Source organism: Nocardioides sp. GCM10023255 (assembly GCF_042653125.1).
GTDB lineage: Bacteria > Actinomycetota > Actinomycetes > Propionibacteriales > Nocardioidaceae > Nocardioides.
The window spans coordinates 79861-97786 of sequence record NZ_JBHSHU010000005.1 but is presented as its reverse complement, the minus strand read 5'-3'; the positions used below and the strand labels follow the sequence as shown (position 1 = coordinate 97786).

Sequence of the window (17926 nt, the reverse complement as noted above, 5' to 3'; positions counted from 1 at the left end):
ACCGGTACCGGGTCCATCGGCCCCGGTCCGGCCGGGTCGACGCGTCCGGCCCGGGCTGCAGGCCCCTTCGAGTCCTGGGCCGCACGGTCCCCGCCGCCGGCATGACCAACGACTGGGCCGGATGGTGCGGACTTGCCGCCCAGCAGGTTGGCCACAGCGATTCCCACCACCACAACCAGGACGGTCGTCGTCACGGCGATCACCAGACTGACGCGCTCAGTCACGGGGCCTGCCCACAGCGTGCGCACGCGGGACCGCCTCCTTGACAGCTACCCGTGCGATGCCCGCGCCTGTACGGATGATCTCCTCGAGCAGGTCGCCGGGCACCCGCCAGTCGTCGGTGCGGACGCTTTGCGCCGCGGCTTCGCTGCGAGCGACTGCGTCGGGGGCCTCGACCGCCTCGCACAGGGCGTCGGCCAGGCCACCAGGGGTCGCGGGCGCCCAAGCGACGTGTGGGTTGTCCAGGTCGGCTCGGGCACCCCCAGCGTCGTTGACGATCGGGACGCAACCCGCCGCCAACATCTCCTCGGCGACCAGCGAGATGTTGGTGAAAGACAGGGCGAGCCCCGCGACGGATCGGTTGTAGATCTCGTTGAGCTCGCTGGGGGCCAGCCGTGACAGCCTGGTCACCGGAATCTGCAGCTCGGGCAACGGGTCGCCGTACACCCGGATCTCCTGGTCCGGATGGCGTCTGTGGAACTCGGCCAGTGCCAGGATCCCGAGGCGGTATCCACGGCGCGGGACGTCCGGCTTGGCGTAGAAGACGATCCCGGAACGCGGACCGCCGTCGACGCGTCGGTACACCGTCGTGTCGCAGGAGAAGGGCAGGAGCTCGGACGAGACCCCGATCTCCTCGGTCAGTCGCTCCTGCACCATCCGGCCCAGCGCCACGTTGGTGAACCCGAACCGGTAGGTGTCGGCGGCCAGCTCGTACTCGGAGCCGCGAGCGTAGAAGTAGGGCTCGTAGTCCTGGACCAGGTAGAGACGATGGATGCGCAGCTGCTCGGACCGCAGGGCCAGCACGTGCGCGGTGGCCCAGCTGGTGGCCACGCAGGCATCGGTGGCCCCGATGCCGTCGTCGACCCATGCGACCTCGGCCCGGACGTCGGGCCAGCAGGACCGGATCACGTGCTCGTGCGTACGCAGGCTCCCGTGATGCCGGTCGTAGAGCAGCACGACGCAGGTGTGCCCGTGACGTTCCAGGGCCGCGATCATCCTGAACATGGTCGTGTGACCGCCCGATCCGGGACCCGGCGGTGTGGTGACCCATCCCACCCGCAGCGGACGGCCGACATCAACCGGCAGTGGCTCGGCCAGCAGCAGCCGGGTGGAGTCCGCGATGTCGACGTCCAGCAACGGGAAGTCGAGCGACCCGGCGTCCAAGGCCCGGTAGGCGCGGCGCACCACACGCTTCGCACCCTCCCGGGCACCCTCGGCTCGAAGCTTTCGGGCCAGACCGGCGACGCCACCGGGCCTGGTCATGGCCGCACCGCCTCTGTGAGGGTCGCCACGACCTTCTCCTGCTGACAACCGGTGAGCCCCGGGTACATCGGCAACGACACGATCTCCTCGGCCAGCGCCTCAGCCCGCGGGAAGCTTCCCCTTGGCATGCCCAGGTGGGCGAAGGCCGGCATGAGATGGATCGGGGTCGGGTAGTGGATGCCCGTCCCGATCCCGGCGGACGCGAGACGCTCCAGCACCCGGGCGCGCTCGCGGACGCGTACGACATAGAGATGCCACACGTGCTCATTGCCGGCGAGCGACCGTGGGAGGGTGACCCCGTCGACGCCGGCGAGCATCTCGGCATACCGCTGGGCGGCCTCGACCCGCTCGTTGTTCCATCCCTTGAGGCGTTCGAGCTTGATCGACAGCACTGCGGCCTGCAAGGAGTCGAGCCGCGAGTTCGTGCCCACGCTGCCGTGCTCGTACTTGCGCACGCCGCCGTGGTTGCGCAGCGCGCGCACCCGGTCCGAGACCGCGAGGTCGTCCGTGGTCACCGCACCTGCGTCACCGAACGCACCCAGATTCTTGCCGGGGTAGAAGCTGGTGGCGGACACAGCCCCGAACGAGCCGGCCGGGCGGCCGAAGCGGGTCGCACCCTGTGACTGGGCGCCGTCCTCGATGAGCACCACATCGTCATCGACGGCGGCGCGCAGCTGATCGAAGGGCGCGACCTGTCCGTAGAGGTCCACCCCGATGACGCCACGGGTGCGCCGCGTCGTCCGACGTCGGACGTCCGCGGGGTCGATCAGGTAGTCATCGTCGCAGTCGGCGAGCACGACGACAGCCCCCGCACGCGCGACTGCCTCGGCCGTGGCCACGAACGTGTTGGCCGGGAGGATCACCTCGTCGCCGGGCCCGAGGCCGGCGGCACGCACTGCCAGCTCGATCGCGTCGGTGCCGTTCCCGACGCCGACACAGTGGTTGACGCCGCAGAACGCTGCGTATTCCGCCTCGAACTCATGCACCCGCGGACCGAGGACGAAGGCGCCGGTCCGGCACACCTCCCGCATGGCTGCAATCACCTCACCACCCACGGCGTCGTTCTGCAGCTGGAGATCGAGGAACGGCACCTTTTCGGCTCGGTCCGGGGTGGTCGGCACGCGTGTCACGTGGCTGCTCCTTCCGATTGCTGGGAGGCGACGAGCTCCGACACGGGCGGAGCCGGATGGTGCGCGCCGAGCGGGGCGCTCCCGACCATCGGGACGTCGCGGGGAACGCGGAACACCCCGCTGCGGGCCCATCGACGCATGCACCACCAGTCATCGAGGATCCGAGGCAGGGGGCGCAGACGGAGCCACGGACGACGGGTCGCCCATCGCCGTCCGGCCTGCCTGCGTGCCTCCAGGGCACGCCACTCGGGCATGCTCGTCGACGCCGGCCAGAGCCGCAGCGCGAAGTCCCGCAACGGCGCGACGTCGCGGGAGGGTGCTCGGCGCCGGTCGTACTCGTAGGACGCCCGCCTCAGCGCCTCGCCGGCCAGGGTCTGTCGGGCGAGGTCCCGGAGAGCCCCGGCCTGCGGGAGGGCACTGGCCGGCCCGGAGAACAGGACCTCGAAGGCCGACCAGCGCTCCTCGAGGATCGTCAGCCCCAGCGGGCTCTCGGCGCGCCGCGACAGGCTTGCCGGGTGCTCCCGGTGCCACGCTTGGTCCACCCCCCTCAGGTACGCCACATCGGAGAATGCCGCGAGCCGCATCCACATCTCCATGTCGTGGGTGTGGGCCAACGGCTGCTGGCCGCCGACCCGACGAACCACGGACATCCGCATGAACGCCTCGGGCGAGGTGATCACGTTGGTGCCCGTGCGGCAGAGGAGCTCCAGCCAGGCCGTTCCACGCCAGACGTGGACTCTTCCGGCGGACCTCCCGCCGCGGGCCCGCCGGCGGTGGGCGTGGAAGTGGACGGGGTGACCGTAGACGAGTCCGACGTCGGGCCGGGCACGGCACACAGCCGCGGAACGAGCGAGGGAGCCCGGCGTGAGCAGGTCATCCGCGTCCAGCCGGACCAGGAACTCCCCCGTCGCCACCGCGAGGCCGTCGTTGAAGGTGGCGACCGGGCCCTGGTTCGTCAGGTGGTGCAACACCCGGACACGAGGGTCCTCACGGGCCAGTCGGTCTGCGACCCGCCCGCTGGCATCCGTGGACGCGTCGTCGACGACGATGACCTCGACGTCGCAGCCCTGCTGCTCCAGCGCGCTGTGCACCGCCTCGGGCAGGAAGGTCGCGTAGTTGAAGCAAGGGATCACCACGCTGACACGCGGAGGTTCGGGGACGGTCCCCTTCTCACGGTCACCCAGCAGTCGCAGGACCCATCGAAAGACCAGCCCCGCGTAGAGCGCGGCCCCGGCCGTCGCTCCGAGCACCAGCGCGAGTGCCGGGCTGTCGACGTGGTGCACGACCCATGAACCGCCCAGGCCTGCTGCGACAGCTGCAGGCACGGGCGGCCACAACGCGAGGAGCAGCCGTCCGACCGCGACCCCTTCGCGTCGAAGGGCCAGCAGGTAGGCGGGCAGGATCACTCCCACCGACACCGCCAGGTGTGCCCAGCCACCGCCGGCGATACCGAACCACCGGACGGCTGGCACCATCACTGCCAGCAGGGTGACGAACCACAGCGCCTGGATCCACAGCACGGGGCGAGATGCCCCGCGCGCGAGCAGGAAGGCCACGACCAGGTCGAACACCACGCGCAGGGCACCGAACAGACCCAGAGCCGCCAGCACGGGGACCGCCGGGGTCCATCGCTCGCCGTACACGACCGTGACCAGCGGCACCGCCAGGACGGCCAGGGCCGCGCCCGCCGGCAGCGCCAGGGCCCAGGTCAGGGCGAGCCCGCGCCGCAGCGACTCGAGGCCGGCACCCCGCTCCCCCGTCCGGGCGAAGGCCGGGAGCGCCACCGAGCGAACGACCTGCCCGACAGCGCTCATGGGCCAGGTCGACATGTTGAAGGCCAAGGCGTAGAAGCCCAAGGAGATCGGCCCGGCCGCCCGGGCGATCACGACGTTGTCCAGGTTGAGCAGTGCCCAGGACAACATGTTGGCTCCCGCGAGCGGAACCCCGAATCGGAGCACCGAGCCGACCACCTCCCGGTCGAAGCGATAGGCGGGCCGGACGCCTGACATGAGGAACTGCAGCACGAGCGTCGACAGCTGCGCGACGATCCGGCCGATCGCGAGGGAGACGACGCCCCAGCCGAGGTGCAGGAGCAGCAACGTCGCGATCGTGGACAGCGCGAAGTCGACGGCAGCGATCCCGAAGAGTGCTCGCTGACGGAAGTCGCGCTGGAGCATCGCGTACGGCACGACACCCGCACCGGCAAGCACCAGCGTCACGGAGAGCAGGGCGATGACGGTGGTCGACTCCGGGCTGCCCATCAACTGGGCGATCGAGCTGGCAGAGAGTGCCATGAGCAGCGCCAGGACGGTTCCCGAGACCAACCCCAAGGCCCCGACCGACGGCGCGCGGCGCTGCGGTTCCGAGGAGCGAATCAGGTCCGCACTCAGCCCGAGGTCGGCCAGCGTCATCAGCACGGTCTGGACGGTGAGTGCGACGGCGTACACACCGAACTGCTCGGGCGTGAGGACGCGCGCCAGGACGATTCCGACGGCGAAGGAACCCGCCCGCAGGACGAGGTTGTTCAGCGTGCTCCACCCGATCCCGCGCCGGATCTTGTCTGCGAGCTCAGGTTCCCCCGCAACGGGGATCACGGGACCACCTGCCTGTCGCGGACCCGAGCCACCCGTCGGGGCTGGACATGCTCCTGCCCGAACCGCACCGTGCAGAACTTCGCGAACTCGTAGCTGGTACGCAGCAACTCGCGGGCGAGCACGGAACGATCTGTCCGTCGAGAGGCGGCCTCTGCGTAGATCGTCTCGAGGAGGTCCGCCGCCGAGTCGAGGCTGAACCGTTCCACCGCCAGCCGGCGGCCGAGGCATCCGAGCCGGCGCCTCGAAGCCGGGTCCCGGACCAGAGGTTCCATCGCGGCGATCAGGTCCTCGGCACCGCGGCCCCCCTCGCCGTACCAGCCGTGCCCGAGGAACTCGGGGAGCGTGCTTTCGTCGAGAAGACGCCAGTAGCCTTGCGCCCCCTGGACGACCAGAGGCTTGCCGAACGCCAACCCCTTGAGCGCCGAGCTGCCCATGCCCAGCACCAGGTCGGCGGCGTCGTACGCGTCGCTCGGGTCGAGCAGTCCCCCGGTGACGATCACCGTCTCGCGGCCGGTGGCCGCCCGCGCCTCATCAGCTGCACGACGGAGCTCAGGGAGTCCTGGTCCCTCGCCGACCGCGAGCAGCCGTAGGGGCGCGCCCTTGCTCGCCAGGTCTGCGACCACGTCGACGGCGGTGATCACCCCCGCGAGCTTGTCGAGGTCAGTCGTCATCCGGCACACCACGGAGACCACGACCTCGTGCGGAGCGATGCCGAACCGGGCCCGAGCACCCGCCTGATCCCGCGAGGCGTTCACGTCCACGTCGACCGGGGGTTCCATCAGCCAGAGAGGACCGCGCTGCTCGGTCGCACGCTGCGCGAGAAGAGCCGCCGTGCCGACCACCATCGTCGAATGACGAGGCAGGAAGTGCGGCACCGACATCGACATCACCGTGGTGACGCCACCGACGTGGCCGAACGGCTCGACCCCGAAGGCGAGGTCGAGAGCCGGACCGAACTCGTAGCCGTGAACCACCTCGATCCCTCGTTCAGCGACGAGTTGTCGCAGCCGAGCACTGTTGAGAGGGGATGGCCAGGCGCTGTCGTGCGGCACGTGGACGACCTCCAGTCCCAGCTCCTCGGCGACCCGCACCAAGGGCCCCCGCGGGCTGAAGAGCACGACCTCGTGCCCGCGCCCGGCGACCCGAGCCGCGAGCTCGATCGCGTTGAGCTGGCTGCCTCCGATCTCCATCAGGTGGGGATGGACGAGGATCTTCATGAACCACGCTCCCGCGTGGTCGAGTGGAGGCTGGTCCTGCGACGCGTGGCCGCGGCACGGAGGGACATCACCGACCACCCTCGTCCTCGCGAAGCTTCGCCTCGAGCTCGTCGATCCGGGTCAGCAGCGACTCGTACCGCAGACCGAGCGTCTCCCGCACGGAGCGGATCAAGGTGGCCGGTACGACCTCCTCGCCGTGCTCGCTGGCGACGGCGTCGATGCTCAGGACGCCGTCGCCTGTCAGCACCTCGACCTCCCCGGACGTGCGCTTGACTTCGACGACGCGACCAGGGACACGCCCTTCGAAGACACGAGCACCTTCCACCGGATGTGCCCGCAGGATGTTGACCCGGGCGCGACCTGCGAAGGTGAAGGCGGGCGGGTAGGGGCCGCTGAGACCGCGGACGAGGCGATCGACCGCCGCCGTGGTCGATCTCCAGTCGATCTCGCCGTCCCCGGGGACCCGCGAGGCACAGTACGTCGCGCAGGACTCGTCCTGCGCCTCTCCCAGGTCGCCGGCCAGGCGCCGTTGCACCGCGTCCGCGAGCGCCGCGCGTTGGAGTTCGTTCAGGCGTTCGTACAGGTCGGCGACGGTGTCCCTGGGACCGATCGGGGCAGTCACCTGGGCGAGGATTCCTCCAGCGTCGAGCTCCGGCTCCAGGCAGTGCACTGTCATCGCCGTCTCGGTCTCGCCATTGATGATCGCCCAGTTGACGGTCGCCCGGCCCCGATATCTCGGCAGGGGGGCGTAGTGCACGTTGACGAAGGGACAGCGAGCGACGAGCCGTGGCTCGAGGATCCGGTCGTACGACGAGACGACGACCAGGTCTGGCATCAAGCGATCGACGAGGCCCGCGACCTCGGACGGACGGTTCGCCGTGAAGACCTCGATGCCGGCGTCGAGCGCCCATCGGGTGACGTCGTCGGGCTCGCCACGCACCAGGCCGCACAGCTCGAAGCGAGGAGCCAGGGACTCCAGCGCAGCCTGGGTCGTCGGGCCCATGCCGAGGACCAGGATGCGGTCAGAACTCATCGACATACTCCATTGCCGCCGCGGTGCGCGCGTCCGTGGTCGTGAGGAGCACTTGGGCGACCTTGAGCCCGCCGGCCTGCAACCGGACGATCGCGTCCGGGCCGATGTCGGACGGCAGGACGCCCATGTGCCCCGGCCGCGGCCCCCTCGGCGGCCAGACGGCCACACCGGCCGCGCGCAACGCGTCACGGTCGAGGTCGCCCCAGAACTGCACGACCGTCGTCCCCGGCCAGCGCTCGGCGATGATCGACGTGGCGCTCGCATCGACCACCGGCCTGCCCGTCGGTGTGAGGGCGACGAGGATCGCGTCGGGGCAGCGCTCGTCGTCGAGCTCGTCGAGGTGGGCGTGCACGCATACGTCGGCACCGGCCCCGCGCAGCCCGCCGGCGACGTAGTCGGCGAACGGGTTGTCGCACAGGACGACGATCCGGCAACGGTGCACGCCGAGCCCGGCGCCCAGCAGCTGCCACATCGCCATGGGACCGAGGTAGGAGAACACGTCGACGTTCGGGTGACGTTCGTTGGTGCCGGCAGTGGCGATCCCCCGCCGGCGAAGCTCCTCGAGATCGATGTCGACCCGCCCGGCGTGGAGCTCCCACGCCTCGAACATCAGGGGGACGACCGCGCTGTCCTTCATGAGCGAGATGTCACCGGCATCGATGGGGCGCAGGTGGCCCGAGTTCGTCACCACGTCGGCAGCGGCCAGGTCGCCCGGACGCTTGCGGTCCGTCACCTCGATCCGCTCGGCCACACCCGCGGCCGTGGCGAGCGCCATCGTCTGGCGACGAACCTCGGCCACCGTCCCGTAGCGGCTCCCCCGGGTCACCCCCACCACCCGGGACGCACCGGCCAGCGCGGCGAGCACCGGCGTGACGACGTACGCCCCTGTGGCCGACTCGGTCAGGACCTGTCGGCCGGACAGGTCGAGGTCGCACTCGGCCACCGCCGACCGCATCAGGCGGACGAGGCGGTCCAGGTCGTACCCGGGTCGGGTCCGCCCCTGCTCGTCGGGCGGGGGAACCGAGATCACGGCGCCTGTCACCGGGGAGCCGACCGTCGCCTGCGCGGCGTGCGAGAGTGGCTTCACGGCCGGTCCCACGGTCGGGTGAGCACGTCGATCACCCGCTGCTGCTCCGAGTTCGAGAGCCGGTGGTAGACGGGCAGGATCAGGGTGTTGTCGGTGAGTCGCTCGGTCACCGGCAGCGGGACCCGGATGCCCGGTCCGTCGCGGTACGCCGGCTGCCGGTGGATCGACATGATGCCGCGGCGCGCCGAGATGTCCGCGTCGGCCAGCCGGGCGAGCAGCCCGTCACGGTCCAGCGCGTGGTCCTGGTCGACCTCCAGCCAGCAGGACTGGAAGTTGCCGGTGCCGTACGACGGGTCGGCGACCAGGCGCAGCCCCGGTATGTCGTCGATGACCTTGGCGTAGACGGCGGCGATCTCCCGGCGCCGGCGCACGACCTCGGGGAGCCGGTCGAGCTGCACCAGCCCGATGGCGGCCTGCAGGTCGGTCATCCGGTAGTTGAAGCCGACCTCGAGGTACTCCTCGGCCGGCGCGAGGACGCTCACGTGGCGCGCCGCGGCCGACACGCTCATGCCGTGCTCCCGCAGCCGTCTGGCGCGCGCCGCCCACTCGGCGTTGGAGGTGGTGATCATGCCGCCCTCGCCGGTCGTGAGCAGCTTGCGCGGGTGGAACGACCAGGCCGTGACCTCCGCACCGGCACCAACCGGCTCGCCGCGGTACGTCGAGCCGGCACCGCACGCGGCGTCCTCGACCACGACGACGCCGAGCGGGTCGCACAGCTCGCGCAGCGCGCCGAGGTCCACCGGCACGCCACCCTGGTCGACGGCGATCACCGCACGCGTCTTCGGGGTCAGGGCGGGCGCGACCGTGGCCGGGACCAGATTGCCGGTCTCCGCCTCCACGTCGGCGAAGACCGGTGTGGCCCCGACGTTCACGACGGCGCTGGCGGTGGCGATGAAGGAGAACGACGGGACCACGACCTCGTCGTCCGGGCCGACCCCGGCGAGCAGCATCGCCAGGTGCAACGCAGCGGTGCAGCTCGACGTCGCCACCGCGTGCTCCGCCCCCTGGCTGGTCGCGAAGGCGTGCTCGAACTCGAAGACGCGGGGACCCTGAGCCACCCAGCCGGACGCGATCACCTCGGTGACCGCGGCGATCTCCTCCTCGCCCAGCCACGGCTGCATCACGTTGACCCGGTTCACGGGACCACCGTCAGACGGCCGCGGCGGATGTCGGCACGCTGCGGCCGCCACCACTCGACCAGCTCGCGCAGGCCTTCCTCGAGGCCGACCTCGGCGACGAAGCCGAGGTCGCGACTGGCCGCGCTGGTGTCCGCCAACCGGCGTACGACGCCGTTGACCGCGCGCTCCGGACCGTGCTCGACGTGGAGGTCGGACCCCATCACCCGCAGCAGCGCCTCGGCAAGCTCCAGCAGGCTGGTCTCGGTGCCGCTGGCGACGTTGTAGACCCCTTCCACGACGTCGCTCCCCGCCGCCAGCAGGTTGGCGCGTGCGACGTCCCGCGCGTGGACGAAGTCCATCGTCTGGCTGCCGTCGCCGAAGATCAGCGGGGGCAACCCGTCGTCGATGCGCTCCATCCAGCGGACCAGCACCTCGGTGTAGAGCCCGTGCACGTCCATCCGCGGCCCGTAGACGTTGAAGTAGCGCAGCAGCACGTGGTCGAGGCCGTGCATGGCGCGGAAGCTGCGCAGCATGCCCTCGTTGAACGACTTCGCGGCCCCGTAGAACGTGTCGTTGTCGTGGTGGTGATGGCGTTCGGAGGTCGGGAACTGCTCCGCCATGCCGTAGACCGACGCCGACGAGGCCGCCACGACCTTGCCGACCTTCGCCTCGACCGCGGCCTCGACGACGTTGAAGGTGCCGTCGACGAGCACCTCGAGCGCCAGTCGTGGCTCCTCGGCACACTGGGTGATGCGGATCGCCGCCTGGTGGAAGACCAGGTCCTTCCCGACGGTCAGGTCTCCGACCACGTCGCGGTCGCGGATGTCACCGTGGACCACCGTCACCCGCCCGGACGCGATGGCGGCGCCCAGGTTCTCCCAGCGCCCGCGCACGAAGTTGTCCAGCACGTCCACGTGCGCGGCGCCGGCGTCGAGGAGCTGGTCGACGATGGTCGAGCCGATCGTGCCCGCTCCCCCGGTGACCAGCACCCGGGCTCCCTGGAGGGCACTCACCGGACCACCTCCAGCAGGTCGGTCGCGACCGGCGTCCCGTCCCCGAGACTGCGCTGCGCGGCCTCGAGCACCGTCAGCACCCGCAGCCCCGCGGCGCCGTCGGTCCGGGGGGCCGAGCCGTCGCGGATGCTGAGCGCGAAGTCGGCGACCATCGCCCGGAGCGCCTCGTGCTCGGGCAGGGCCGGAGCCCAGGTGTCACCGAGCCGGTAGGAGACCTGGCTGGTGGCCCGGTCCACCGCGTCGACCGACTGCTGGGCCAGGTCGACGCCGCGGTCGTAGACGCTGAGCCGCTGCTGCGGGTTCAGGTCGTCCCACACCAGCGTCCGGCGGCTGCCCCCGACCACCATCTGACGGATCTTCGTGGGGCTGAGCCAGTTCACGTGCACGTGGGCGATGCCGCCGCCGGCGAGCGGCAGGGTCAGGTAGCCGACACACGACTTGCCGGCCCCGATCGGGTCGGCGCCGACGGCGGAGACGGTGGCCGGGCGAAGGCCGCCCGGCAGGATGAAGTCGAGGATGGACAGGTCGTGCGGCGCCAGGTCCCAGAAGACGTCGACGTCCGGCTGGACCAGCCCGAGGTTGATGCGCACCGAGTCGACGAACAGGATGTCGCCGAGCTCGCCGGCGGCCACCAGCTCGCGGATCTTCAGCACCGCGGGCGTGTAGCAGTAGGTGTGGTCGGCCATCAGGACCAGGCCCTGCGCCTCGGCGAGGTCGACCATGGCCTGTCCCGAGGCCCGGTCGTGGGCCAGCGGCTTCTCCACCAGCACGTGCTTGCCGGCCCGCAGCGCCGCCTCGGCGATCGCCTGGTGGGTCCGGGCCGGGGTGGCGATCGCGACGGCGTCGACGTCGTCGCGCTCGAGCACCTCCTCGAGCCGGTCGGTGACGGCTGTGGCGTCGTCGTAGCCCACCACCCGGCGAGCGCGGTCGAGGTCGAGGTCGCAGACCGCAGCGAGCTGCCAGTCCTCACCGCCGCGGAAGTTGCGGACCAGGTTGGGTCCCCAGTACCCCGCTCCGACCACGGCTACGCCGAGTGGTCGTGCAGGGCTGAACGTCGATCTCATCTGTCCGTGTCCCCTCTAGCCAGACGTCGATGCCTCGATTCCACGTGTCTGGACCGCGGAGCGGTAGACCCGGCCGCGTGGTTACCCGAACTTGGGGACCTTGCCTCTGATGCTGCCCTGCACCCGTCGACGCGTCACTCACCGCGGGCCCAGGGAACGCATCCGGGGACTCGGACGGGTGTTCACGTCGCTGGGACGTCGCCACGTCCTCAGCAGCGGAAGCTGCCGGCCCGGACGGCCGGCAGGGACGCGATGCGCGCGACCACGGCGACGCCCAGGAACACGGCGACGCGCGGCGCCATCCGCGGATCGTTGCGCACCATCTGCCGGAGCACGGCCGGCGACGTCACCGACTCCGGTCGCCGCATCCCCAGCGATCCGGCCTGGCTGTTCCCGGTGGCGACCCGGATCCGCCGGCGCACCAGGTCGCGCACGGTGGCGGGTGCGACGACGGTGACGGTCGCCCCCTCGACGATGCGCCGCTCGTGGTCCGCGAACGCCTCCGAGACCAGGAGGTCGTCGCTCATCGCGTCCGGCAGGGCGTCGACCCGCGCCTGCCCCTCGCGTGAGAGGGCGATCGCGCCGCGCCCGAACAGCCCGCTGCGGACCTGCGGCAGCTGCTCCCACACGTCGTGGTACCACCGGACCAGCCAGTGCGACCGGGAGTGGTCGAGCATGCGGCGTGGCGCGGTCGCGAGCAGCCCCTCCTCGCGGAGGGGGGCGACGAGCAGGCGTACGTCCGCGCCGCTCAGCGCCACGTCGGCGTCGAGATGGACCCTGGGGAACACGTCGGTGGAGAGGTTGCCGAACCGGACCGCGTCGGTCTTGGAGGCGTGCACGATCTCCAGCACCCGCACCCCCGGCACCCGTCGCGCGACCTCCACGGTGTCGTCGGAGCAGCCGTTGGCCACGACCACCACGTCCAGCTCGCCGGGGTCGACACCGCGCTGGAGCAGCGCGAGGTTGCGCCCGATCACCCGCGCCTCGTTGTGCGCGGGGATGATCACGCTGGCCGCCGGCGTCATGCGCAGCCGCACCCCGTGGTCCCGGTCGCCCTCCCTGTCGCCCTCTCGGTCGCGCTCCCGGTCGCCCTGGCACCCATCCGGTCTCCCCCTGTCCGACGGCGGGACGACGGCCGTCCTGCCACCCTGCGCCCCGTGCAGGCAGAGCGTCGCCCGGCGGGTCGGGACGCCGCGTCGACCGGCAGCCAGGTTCCCTGAAATTGGCGAGCCGGCTGGTGCCCACTTGTGGGGAACTTCCCCGCGCACCGACCCCCCGGGCGGCGGTCCGTCCGATCGTCGGTCGGAGGCGGACGCGAGACCGCCGGCGGAGGGGGATCGATGACGGGGACCACGGAGCACCACGTCGCGGCATCGGCAGACGTCGACGCGACCGCGAGCATCGGCGACGGCACCCGGATCTGGCACCTCGCCCAGGTGCGCGAGGGCGCTCGCATCGGCAGTCAGTGCACGATCGGCCGCGGTGCGTACGTCGGGCCCGGCGTGGTGCTCGGCGACCGGTGCAAGGTGCAGAACCACGCCCTCGTCTACGAGCCCGCGATCGTCGAGGACGGTGCCTTCATCGGCCCCGCGGTCGTGTTCACCAACGACTGCTTCCCGCGAGCGGTGACCACTGACGGACGGTTGAAGGGGCCCGACGACTGGTCGGCGGTCGGCGTGACCGTGCGCGAGGGCGCGAGCATCGGTGCCCGCGCCGTCTGCGTCGCCCCGGTCACGATCGGCCGGTGGGCGATGGTGGCGGCCGGCGCCGTGGTGACCCGTGACGTCCCGGACTTCGCGCTGGTGGCCGGTGTCCCGGCCCGGCGGTCGCGCTGGGTCGGGCACGCCGGCGTGCCGCTCGACGACCTCGCGGCCGGCCGGTTCGGGTGCCCGGTGACCGGCCGGGTGTACGTCGAGCACGACGGGCGCCTCTCGGAGGCCCCGGCCTCCTGACGACCCGGGTCAGCCGCGCACGGCCCCGTTGAGCCGCGCCGCCTGGCGCGTCAGGTGGTCGCGCTCGGGCAGGTTGGGCGCCTGCCGCGCCGCCTCCGCGTAGAGGCGGGCCGCTCCCTCCAGGTCGCCGTCGCGTTCGTGGAGGTACGCCGCGACCGCGGCGTGGCGCGGCAGCGACGGGTCGATGTCGGCCAGTGCGGCCAGGCCGGCCCGCGCACCATCGGCCTCGCCGACGGCGACGGCCCGGTTGAGGCGCGCGACCGGGCTGTCGGTGAGCCGGACCAGCTCGTCGTACCACTCGACGACCTGCACCCAGTCGGTCTCCTCCACCGTCCGGGCGTCCGCGTGCAGCGCGGCGATCGCGGCCTGCGCCTGGAACTCGCCGAGGTCGTCGCGGGCCAGCGCCCGCTGGAGCAGGTCGATGCCCTCGGCGACCATCCGCGTGTCCCACCGGTCGCGGTCCTGCTCCGCGAGCGGCACCAGGCTCCCGTCCTCGCGGGTGCGCGCCGGGCGCCGCGCGTGGTGGATCAGCATCAGCGCCAGCAGCCCGGACACCTCCGGGTGGTCGATCCTGGCCGCCAGCTCCCGGGTCAGCCGGATCGCCTCGGCGGCGAGGTCGACGTCACCCGAGTAGCCCTCGTTGAAGACCAGGTAGAGGACACGCAGCACCGTGGCGACGTCACCGGGCTGGTCGAACCGGACCCCGGAGACGGTGCGCTTGGCCCGGCTGATCCGCTGGGCCATGGTCGCCTCGGGCACGAGATAGGCCTGCGCGATCTGCCGTGTGCTCAGGCCTCCGACCGCCCGCAGCGTCAGCGCGACCGCTGACGTGGCCGTCAGCGACGGGTGGGCGCAGAGGAAGTACAGCTGGAGGGTGTCGTCCACCGAGCTCGGTGCGGCGGGCGGAGCCGGCTCGTTGGTCACCCGATCCTCGCGGTGCCGGCGCGATGCCTCGGCGCGGGTCGCGTCGAGGAACCGGCGCCAGGCCACCGTGACCAGCCACCCCTTCGGGTCCCGCGGCGGGTCGTCCGGCCACACCCTGACCGCCTCGACGAGCGCGTCCTGCACGGCGTCCTCTGCAGCCGGGAAGTCGGCGCCGCGGCGGACGAGGACCCCGATCACGGCTGGGGTGAGCGTCCGCAGCAGGGCCTCGTCCGCCACCGCGTCACTCCGTGATGGTCGGCGGCTCGGACATGAACGGACGCACCTCGATCCACTCGTGGATCGGCCTGCTCCCGGCACCCGGGGCGGCCGACAGCTCCCCGGCCAGCTCGAAGGCCCGGTCCTGGCTGTCTACGTCGATCACCATCCACCCGGCGATCAGGTCCTTGGTCTCCGGGAACGGCCCGTCTGTCACCGGTGGCCGGCCCTCCCCGTCGTACCGGACGAACATGCCCCCGGGCGAGAGCGCCTGCGCGTCGACGAACTCGCCGGAGTCCTCGAGCCGGGCGGCGAGGTCGCGCATGTACTGGATGTGCGCGGAGACCTCCGCCGGGGTCCACCGGTCCATCGGCACGTTGTTCTCCGGTGCCGGAGCGCCGCGGTAGTGCTTGAGCAGCAGGTACTTGGCCATCTTGTCCTCCTCGATGCGGTACGGCCCGTCGTGGCCGTGCTCGCCCCGGGGACGGAGCCGCGCCCGCGTTCTCGACATCCGGTGCCCCGACGAGCTCGAGCGGCTCGACCGGCCCGGCTGCGCCCGGGCGCGACCCGGGTCAGTCGCCCGCCTTCACCGCCAGCACCGGGCAGTGGGCGTCGAGCAGGATCCGCTGGGCGTTGCTGCCCAGGATCAGCTTGCCGACCGGCGAGCGCCGACGCAGCCCGATGACGATCAGCTCGGCCGAGTTGGCCTCGGCGATGCTGATCAGGTCCTCGGCCGGCTCGAAGCCGCGGACCAGCTGGCGCAGGTCGTAGGTGACCCCGGACTCGTCGAGCCGGGCGCGCACGGCGTCCATGTCCTTCTCGGCCCGGATCGCGGCCTCGCCGTCGAACTCCTGGCCGCCGCGGTGCGAGTTGACCACCACCAGCTTGGTGCCACGCAGCTTCGCCTCGTCGATCGCCTTGCTCAGCGCTGCATCGCCCTCCGGCTTCGGCACGTAGCCCACCACGACGGTCCCCATCGGCCCTCCTCGTCTCGCGTCGGCCGCGGATGCGCGGCCCGTGCTTTTCACGCTACCGGTAACTCGGGCTCGGGGGCAGCCTGTGGAGGAGCTGCGCGCGCCGGTGTCGCGATCGGGCAGGCTGGTCGGGTCCGTGTCGGACCGCAGTCGGAGGGGGCCGGGTGGAAGGCATCGTCGAGCCGATCGGCCGCGAGCTGGCGGCCCAGCTGCGCCGCGCGGTGCTGGAGCACGCCACCTCGGAGCAGCGACGCACCTACGCGCCGCTGGTCCACGTCGGGGTCCCGGACGGCCCGCAGGCGCTCTTCGCGCCCGAGGCGGGCGAGCCGGAGGACGCGGCCGGCCCGTCCTGTCCCGAGCAGGTCGACGGGGAGCCGATCGACCGCGTCCGGCTCGACCACGGCCTGCGGACCGACGTGATGGCAGCCCTGTTGCGGCGCGCAGCAGCCTGGTCGGACGCGCCGCTGGTGTGGCTGACCCGCCCCGGGGAGCACACGCTGCAGGACGTCGACGCCGCCTGGCTCTCCGCCGCCCGGGCCGCGACCGGCGAGGCGGGTCTCCCGCTCACCCTGGTGGTGGTGACCCGTGGCGGCTGGTGGGACCCGCGCAGCGGCGCGTCCCGGACCTGGCGCCGGCTGCGGGCGCGCTGATCACTCCCAGGTGTGCACGGGCTCGTTGGTGTGCATGCCCTGGCGGTACTCCAGCAACGTGGCCCGCAGCGCGTCGTACCTCTCCATGTCGGAGCGGTCGGCCATCCTGCGGACGAACCACTCGGCGCCGGTGACCCCGGTGAGGCAGCGCTGCTCGATGATCCCGAGCAGCCGGTCGCTCTCCTCGGTCGTGGCGCCCCACGACGCCAGGCCCTCGTGTGCCAGCGGGAGCAGCCGCCGCAGGATCAGCTCGGTGGCCCGGACCTGCCCGACTCCGGGCCAGTAGATCTGCGCCTCGACGCCCTGCTGGGCCGCGACGTGGAAGTTCTCCTCCGCGGCGCTGAACGACATCTGGGACCACAGGGGCCGCTCGCTCTCCGCGAGGGCGCGGACCAGCCCGAAGTAGAACGCCGCGTTGGCGATGGTGTCCGCGACCGTCGGCCCGGCGGCGAGCAGCCGGTTCTCGACCCGCAGGTGGGGCACGCCGGCAGCGATGTCGTAGACCGGCCGGTTCCACCGGTAGATCGTGCCGTTGTGCAGCCGCAGCTCGTGCAGGGAGGGCGTGCCGCCCGACTCGAGCACCTCGAGGGGTTCCTCCTCCTCGGTGACCGGCAGCAGCGCCGGGAAGAACCGCACGTTCTCCTCGAAGAGGTCGAAGATCGAGGTGATCCAGCGCTCCCCGAACCACACGCGGGGTCGCACTCCCTGCGCCTTGAGCTCCTCGCTGCGGGTGTCGGTGGCCTGCTCGAAGAGCGGGATGCGGGTCTCGCGCCACAGCTGCTTGCCGAGGAGGTAGGGCGAGTTCGCGCCCACCGCGAGCTGGACCGCGGCGATCGCCTGGGAGGCGTTCCAGTACGCCGGGAACTGGTCCGGCGAGGTCTGCACGTGGAACTGGGTGCTGGTGCACGCCGCCTCGGGCACGATCGAGTCCGCGGTCGTCTCGAGCCGTTCGGGGCCGGAGATCGAGATCGTGATGTCCTCGCCCCGGGCGTTGAGGATCTGCTCGCTGAGCAGCTTGTACCGCGGGTTCGCGCTCAGGCTCGCCACGCTCATGTGCCCCTCGGCGAGGGTGGGCAGGATGCCGATCATCACCATGTGGGCGCCGACGTCCGAGGACTTCTCCTCGGCCTGGTTGAGGCTGGCCCGCAGGGAGTCCTCGAAGGTGGTCAGCCCACCCTCGCGGAGCTTGGCGGGCGGCACGTTGATCTCGACGTTGAACTGCCCGAGCTCGGTCTGGAAGTCGGGGTCGGCGATCGCCGCGAGGGCCTCGGCGTTCTTCAGCGCCGGGTCGCCGAGGTCGTCGATCAGGTTCAGCTCGACCTCGAGACCGGTCATCGGGTCGTCGGTGTCGAAGCGGGCCTCCCGCAGCATCCGGGCGAAGACGTCGAGGCAGCGACGCACCTTCTCCCGGTGCCGCGTCCGGTCAGCCCTGGAGAACTCCTGCTGGTCCACCTCTTCGCCCATGACGAAAC

At 71.8% G+C, this 17926-nt stretch carries 16 protein-coding genes; 2 read left to right on the top strand and 14 right to left on the bottom strand.

Features of this window, described 5'->3' with window-relative positions:
• Positions 1-216 precede the first annotated feature (216 nt).
• The 10 genes from ACFO9I_RS09530 to ACFO9I_RS09485 all read right to left on the bottom strand — a co-directional run bounded on the left by ACFO9I_RS09530 (position 217) and on the right by ACFO9I_RS09485 (position 12775).
• On the bottom strand, positions 217-1482 hold the full coding sequence (locus ACFO9I_RS09530; RefSeq protein WP_379180159.1) for a glycosyltransferase family 1 protein: 1266 nt from the start codon (positions 1480-1482) through the stop codon (positions 217-219).
• Complete coding sequence (locus tag ACFO9I_RS09525) at positions 1479-2612, bottom strand: DegT/DnrJ/EryC1/StrS family aminotransferase (protein ID WP_379180157.1); 1134 nt, start codon at positions 2610-2612, stop codon at positions 1479-1481. The genes ACFO9I_RS09530 and ACFO9I_RS09525 overlap by 4 nt, the downstream gene beginning before the upstream one ends.
• Positions 2609-5206 (bottom strand): oligosaccharide flippase family protein, encoded by a 2598-nt coding sequence (locus ACFO9I_RS09520; RefSeq protein WP_379180155.1) that lies wholly within the window; start codon positions 5204-5206, stop codon positions 2609-2611. The genes ACFO9I_RS09525 and ACFO9I_RS09520 overlap by 4 nt, the downstream gene beginning before the upstream one ends.
• On the bottom strand, positions 5203-6423 hold the full coding sequence (locus tag ACFO9I_RS09515; protein WP_379180153.1) for a glycosyltransferase: 1221 nt from the start codon (positions 6421-6423) through the stop codon (positions 5203-5205). Before ACFO9I_RS09515 ends, ACFO9I_RS09520 begins: the two co-directional genes overlap by 4 nt.
• 67 nt (positions 6424-6490) lie before the next feature.
• Positions 6491-7456: a methionyl-tRNA formyltransferase gene (locus ACFO9I_RS09510; protein WP_379180151.1), complete on the bottom strand. Its 966-nt coding sequence runs from the start codon at positions 7454-7456 to the stop codon at positions 6491-6493.
• Positions 7446-8543 (bottom strand): hypothetical protein, encoded by a 1098-nt coding sequence (locus tag ACFO9I_RS09505; RefSeq protein WP_379180149.1) that lies wholly within the window; start codon positions 8541-8543, stop codon positions 7446-7448. Before ACFO9I_RS09505 ends, ACFO9I_RS09510 begins: the two co-directional genes overlap by 11 nt.
• Positions 8540-9682: a DegT/DnrJ/EryC1/StrS family aminotransferase gene (locus ACFO9I_RS09500; RefSeq protein WP_379180147.1), complete on the bottom strand. Its 1143-nt coding sequence runs from the start codon at positions 9680-9682 to the stop codon at positions 8540-8542. The genes ACFO9I_RS09505 and ACFO9I_RS09500 overlap by 4 nt, the downstream gene beginning before the upstream one ends.
• Positions 9679-10674 (bottom strand): NAD-dependent epimerase/dehydratase family protein, encoded by a 996-nt coding sequence (locus ACFO9I_RS09495; protein WP_379180145.1) that lies wholly within the window; start codon positions 10672-10674, stop codon positions 9679-9681. The genes ACFO9I_RS09500 and ACFO9I_RS09495 overlap by 4 nt, the downstream gene beginning before the upstream one ends.
• Positions 10671-11696: a Gfo/Idh/MocA family protein gene (locus ACFO9I_RS09490; protein ID WP_379180143.1), complete on the bottom strand. Its 1026-nt coding sequence runs from the start codon at positions 11694-11696 to the stop codon at positions 10671-10673. The genes ACFO9I_RS09495 and ACFO9I_RS09490 overlap by 4 nt, the downstream gene beginning before the upstream one ends.
• Positions 11697-11947: 251 nt before the next feature.
• Positions 11948-12775 (bottom strand): glycosyltransferase, encoded by an 828-nt coding sequence (locus ACFO9I_RS09485; protein ID WP_379180141.1) that lies wholly within the window; start codon positions 12773-12775, stop codon positions 11948-11950.
• 303 nt (positions 12776-13078) lie between these two features.
• Here ACFO9I_RS09485 and ACFO9I_RS09480 point away from each other — a divergent pair, with 303 nt between their 5' ends.
• A complete protein-coding gene (locus ACFO9I_RS09480; protein WP_379180140.1) occupies positions 13079-13690 on the top strand; it encodes an acyltransferase in 612 nt (203 codons plus the stop codon).
• A 9-nt stretch (positions 13691-13699) separates the two neighbouring features.
• Here ACFO9I_RS09480 and ACFO9I_RS09475 read toward each other — a convergent pair whose 3' ends face one another.
• From ACFO9I_RS09475 to ACFO9I_RS09465, 3 genes are all read right to left on the bottom strand, one after another.
• Entirely contained in the window at positions 13700-14851 is a 1152-nt protein-coding gene (locus tag ACFO9I_RS09475) for an RNA polymerase sigma factor (RefSeq protein ID WP_379180138.1), read from the bottom strand.
• A gap of 4 nt (positions 14852-14855) precedes the next feature.
• Entirely contained in the window at positions 14856-15263 is a 408-nt protein-coding gene (locus tag ACFO9I_RS09470) for a YciI family protein (protein ID WP_379181111.1), read from the bottom strand.
• 139 nt (positions 15264-15402) lie between these two features.
• Positions 15403-15807 carry a universal stress protein gene (locus tag ACFO9I_RS09465; protein ID WP_379180136.1) on the bottom strand — a complete coding sequence of 135 codons (405 nt, stop codon included), beginning with the start codon at positions 15805-15807 and terminating at the stop codon, positions 15403-15405.
• Between the two features lie 161 nt (positions 15808-15968).
• On the opposite strand from ACFO9I_RS09465, the gene ACFO9I_RS09460 reads away from it, so the two are divergent.
• Positions 15969-16454 (top strand): hypothetical protein, encoded by a 486-nt coding sequence (locus ACFO9I_RS09460; protein WP_379180134.1) that lies wholly within the window; start codon positions 15969-15971, stop codon positions 16452-16454.
• Here the strand turns inward: ACFO9I_RS09460 and ACFO9I_RS09455 are convergent, their stop codons facing one another.
• Positions 16455-17918: a glutamate--cysteine ligase gene (locus ACFO9I_RS09455; protein ID WP_379180132.1), complete on the bottom strand. Its 1464-nt coding sequence runs from the start codon at positions 17916-17918 to the stop codon at positions 16455-16457.
• Positions 17919-17926: the final 8 nt, after the last annotated feature.

Coding starts and splice junctions, on each gene's coding strand:
- ACFO9I_RS09480 (WP_379180140.1), top strand. CDS start 13,079: ATGACGGGGACCACGGAGCACCACGTCGCGGCATCGGCAGACGTCGAC.
- ACFO9I_RS09465 (WP_379180136.1), bottom strand. CDS start 15,807: ATGGGGACCGTCGTGGTGGGCTACGTGCCGAAGCCGGAGGGCGATGCA.
- ACFO9I_RS09510 (WP_379180151.1), bottom strand. CDS start 7,456: ATGAGTTCTGACCGCATCCTGGTCCTCGGCATGGGCCCGACGACCCAG.
- ACFO9I_RS09455 (WP_379180132.1), bottom strand. CDS start 17,918: ATGGGCGAAGAGGTGGACCAGCAGGAGTTCTCCAGGGCTGACCGGACG.
- ACFO9I_RS09515 (WP_379180153.1), bottom strand. CDS start 6,423: ATGAAGATCCTCGTCCATCCCCACCTGATGGAGATCGGAGGCAGCCAG.
- ACFO9I_RS09470 (WP_379181111.1), bottom strand. CDS start 15,263: ATGGCCAAGTACCTGCTGCTCAAGCACTACCGCGGCGCTCCGGCACCG.
- ACFO9I_RS09530 (WP_379180159.1), bottom strand. CDS start 1,482: ATGACCAGGCCCGGTGGCGTCGCCGGTCTGGCCCGAAAGCTTCGAGCC.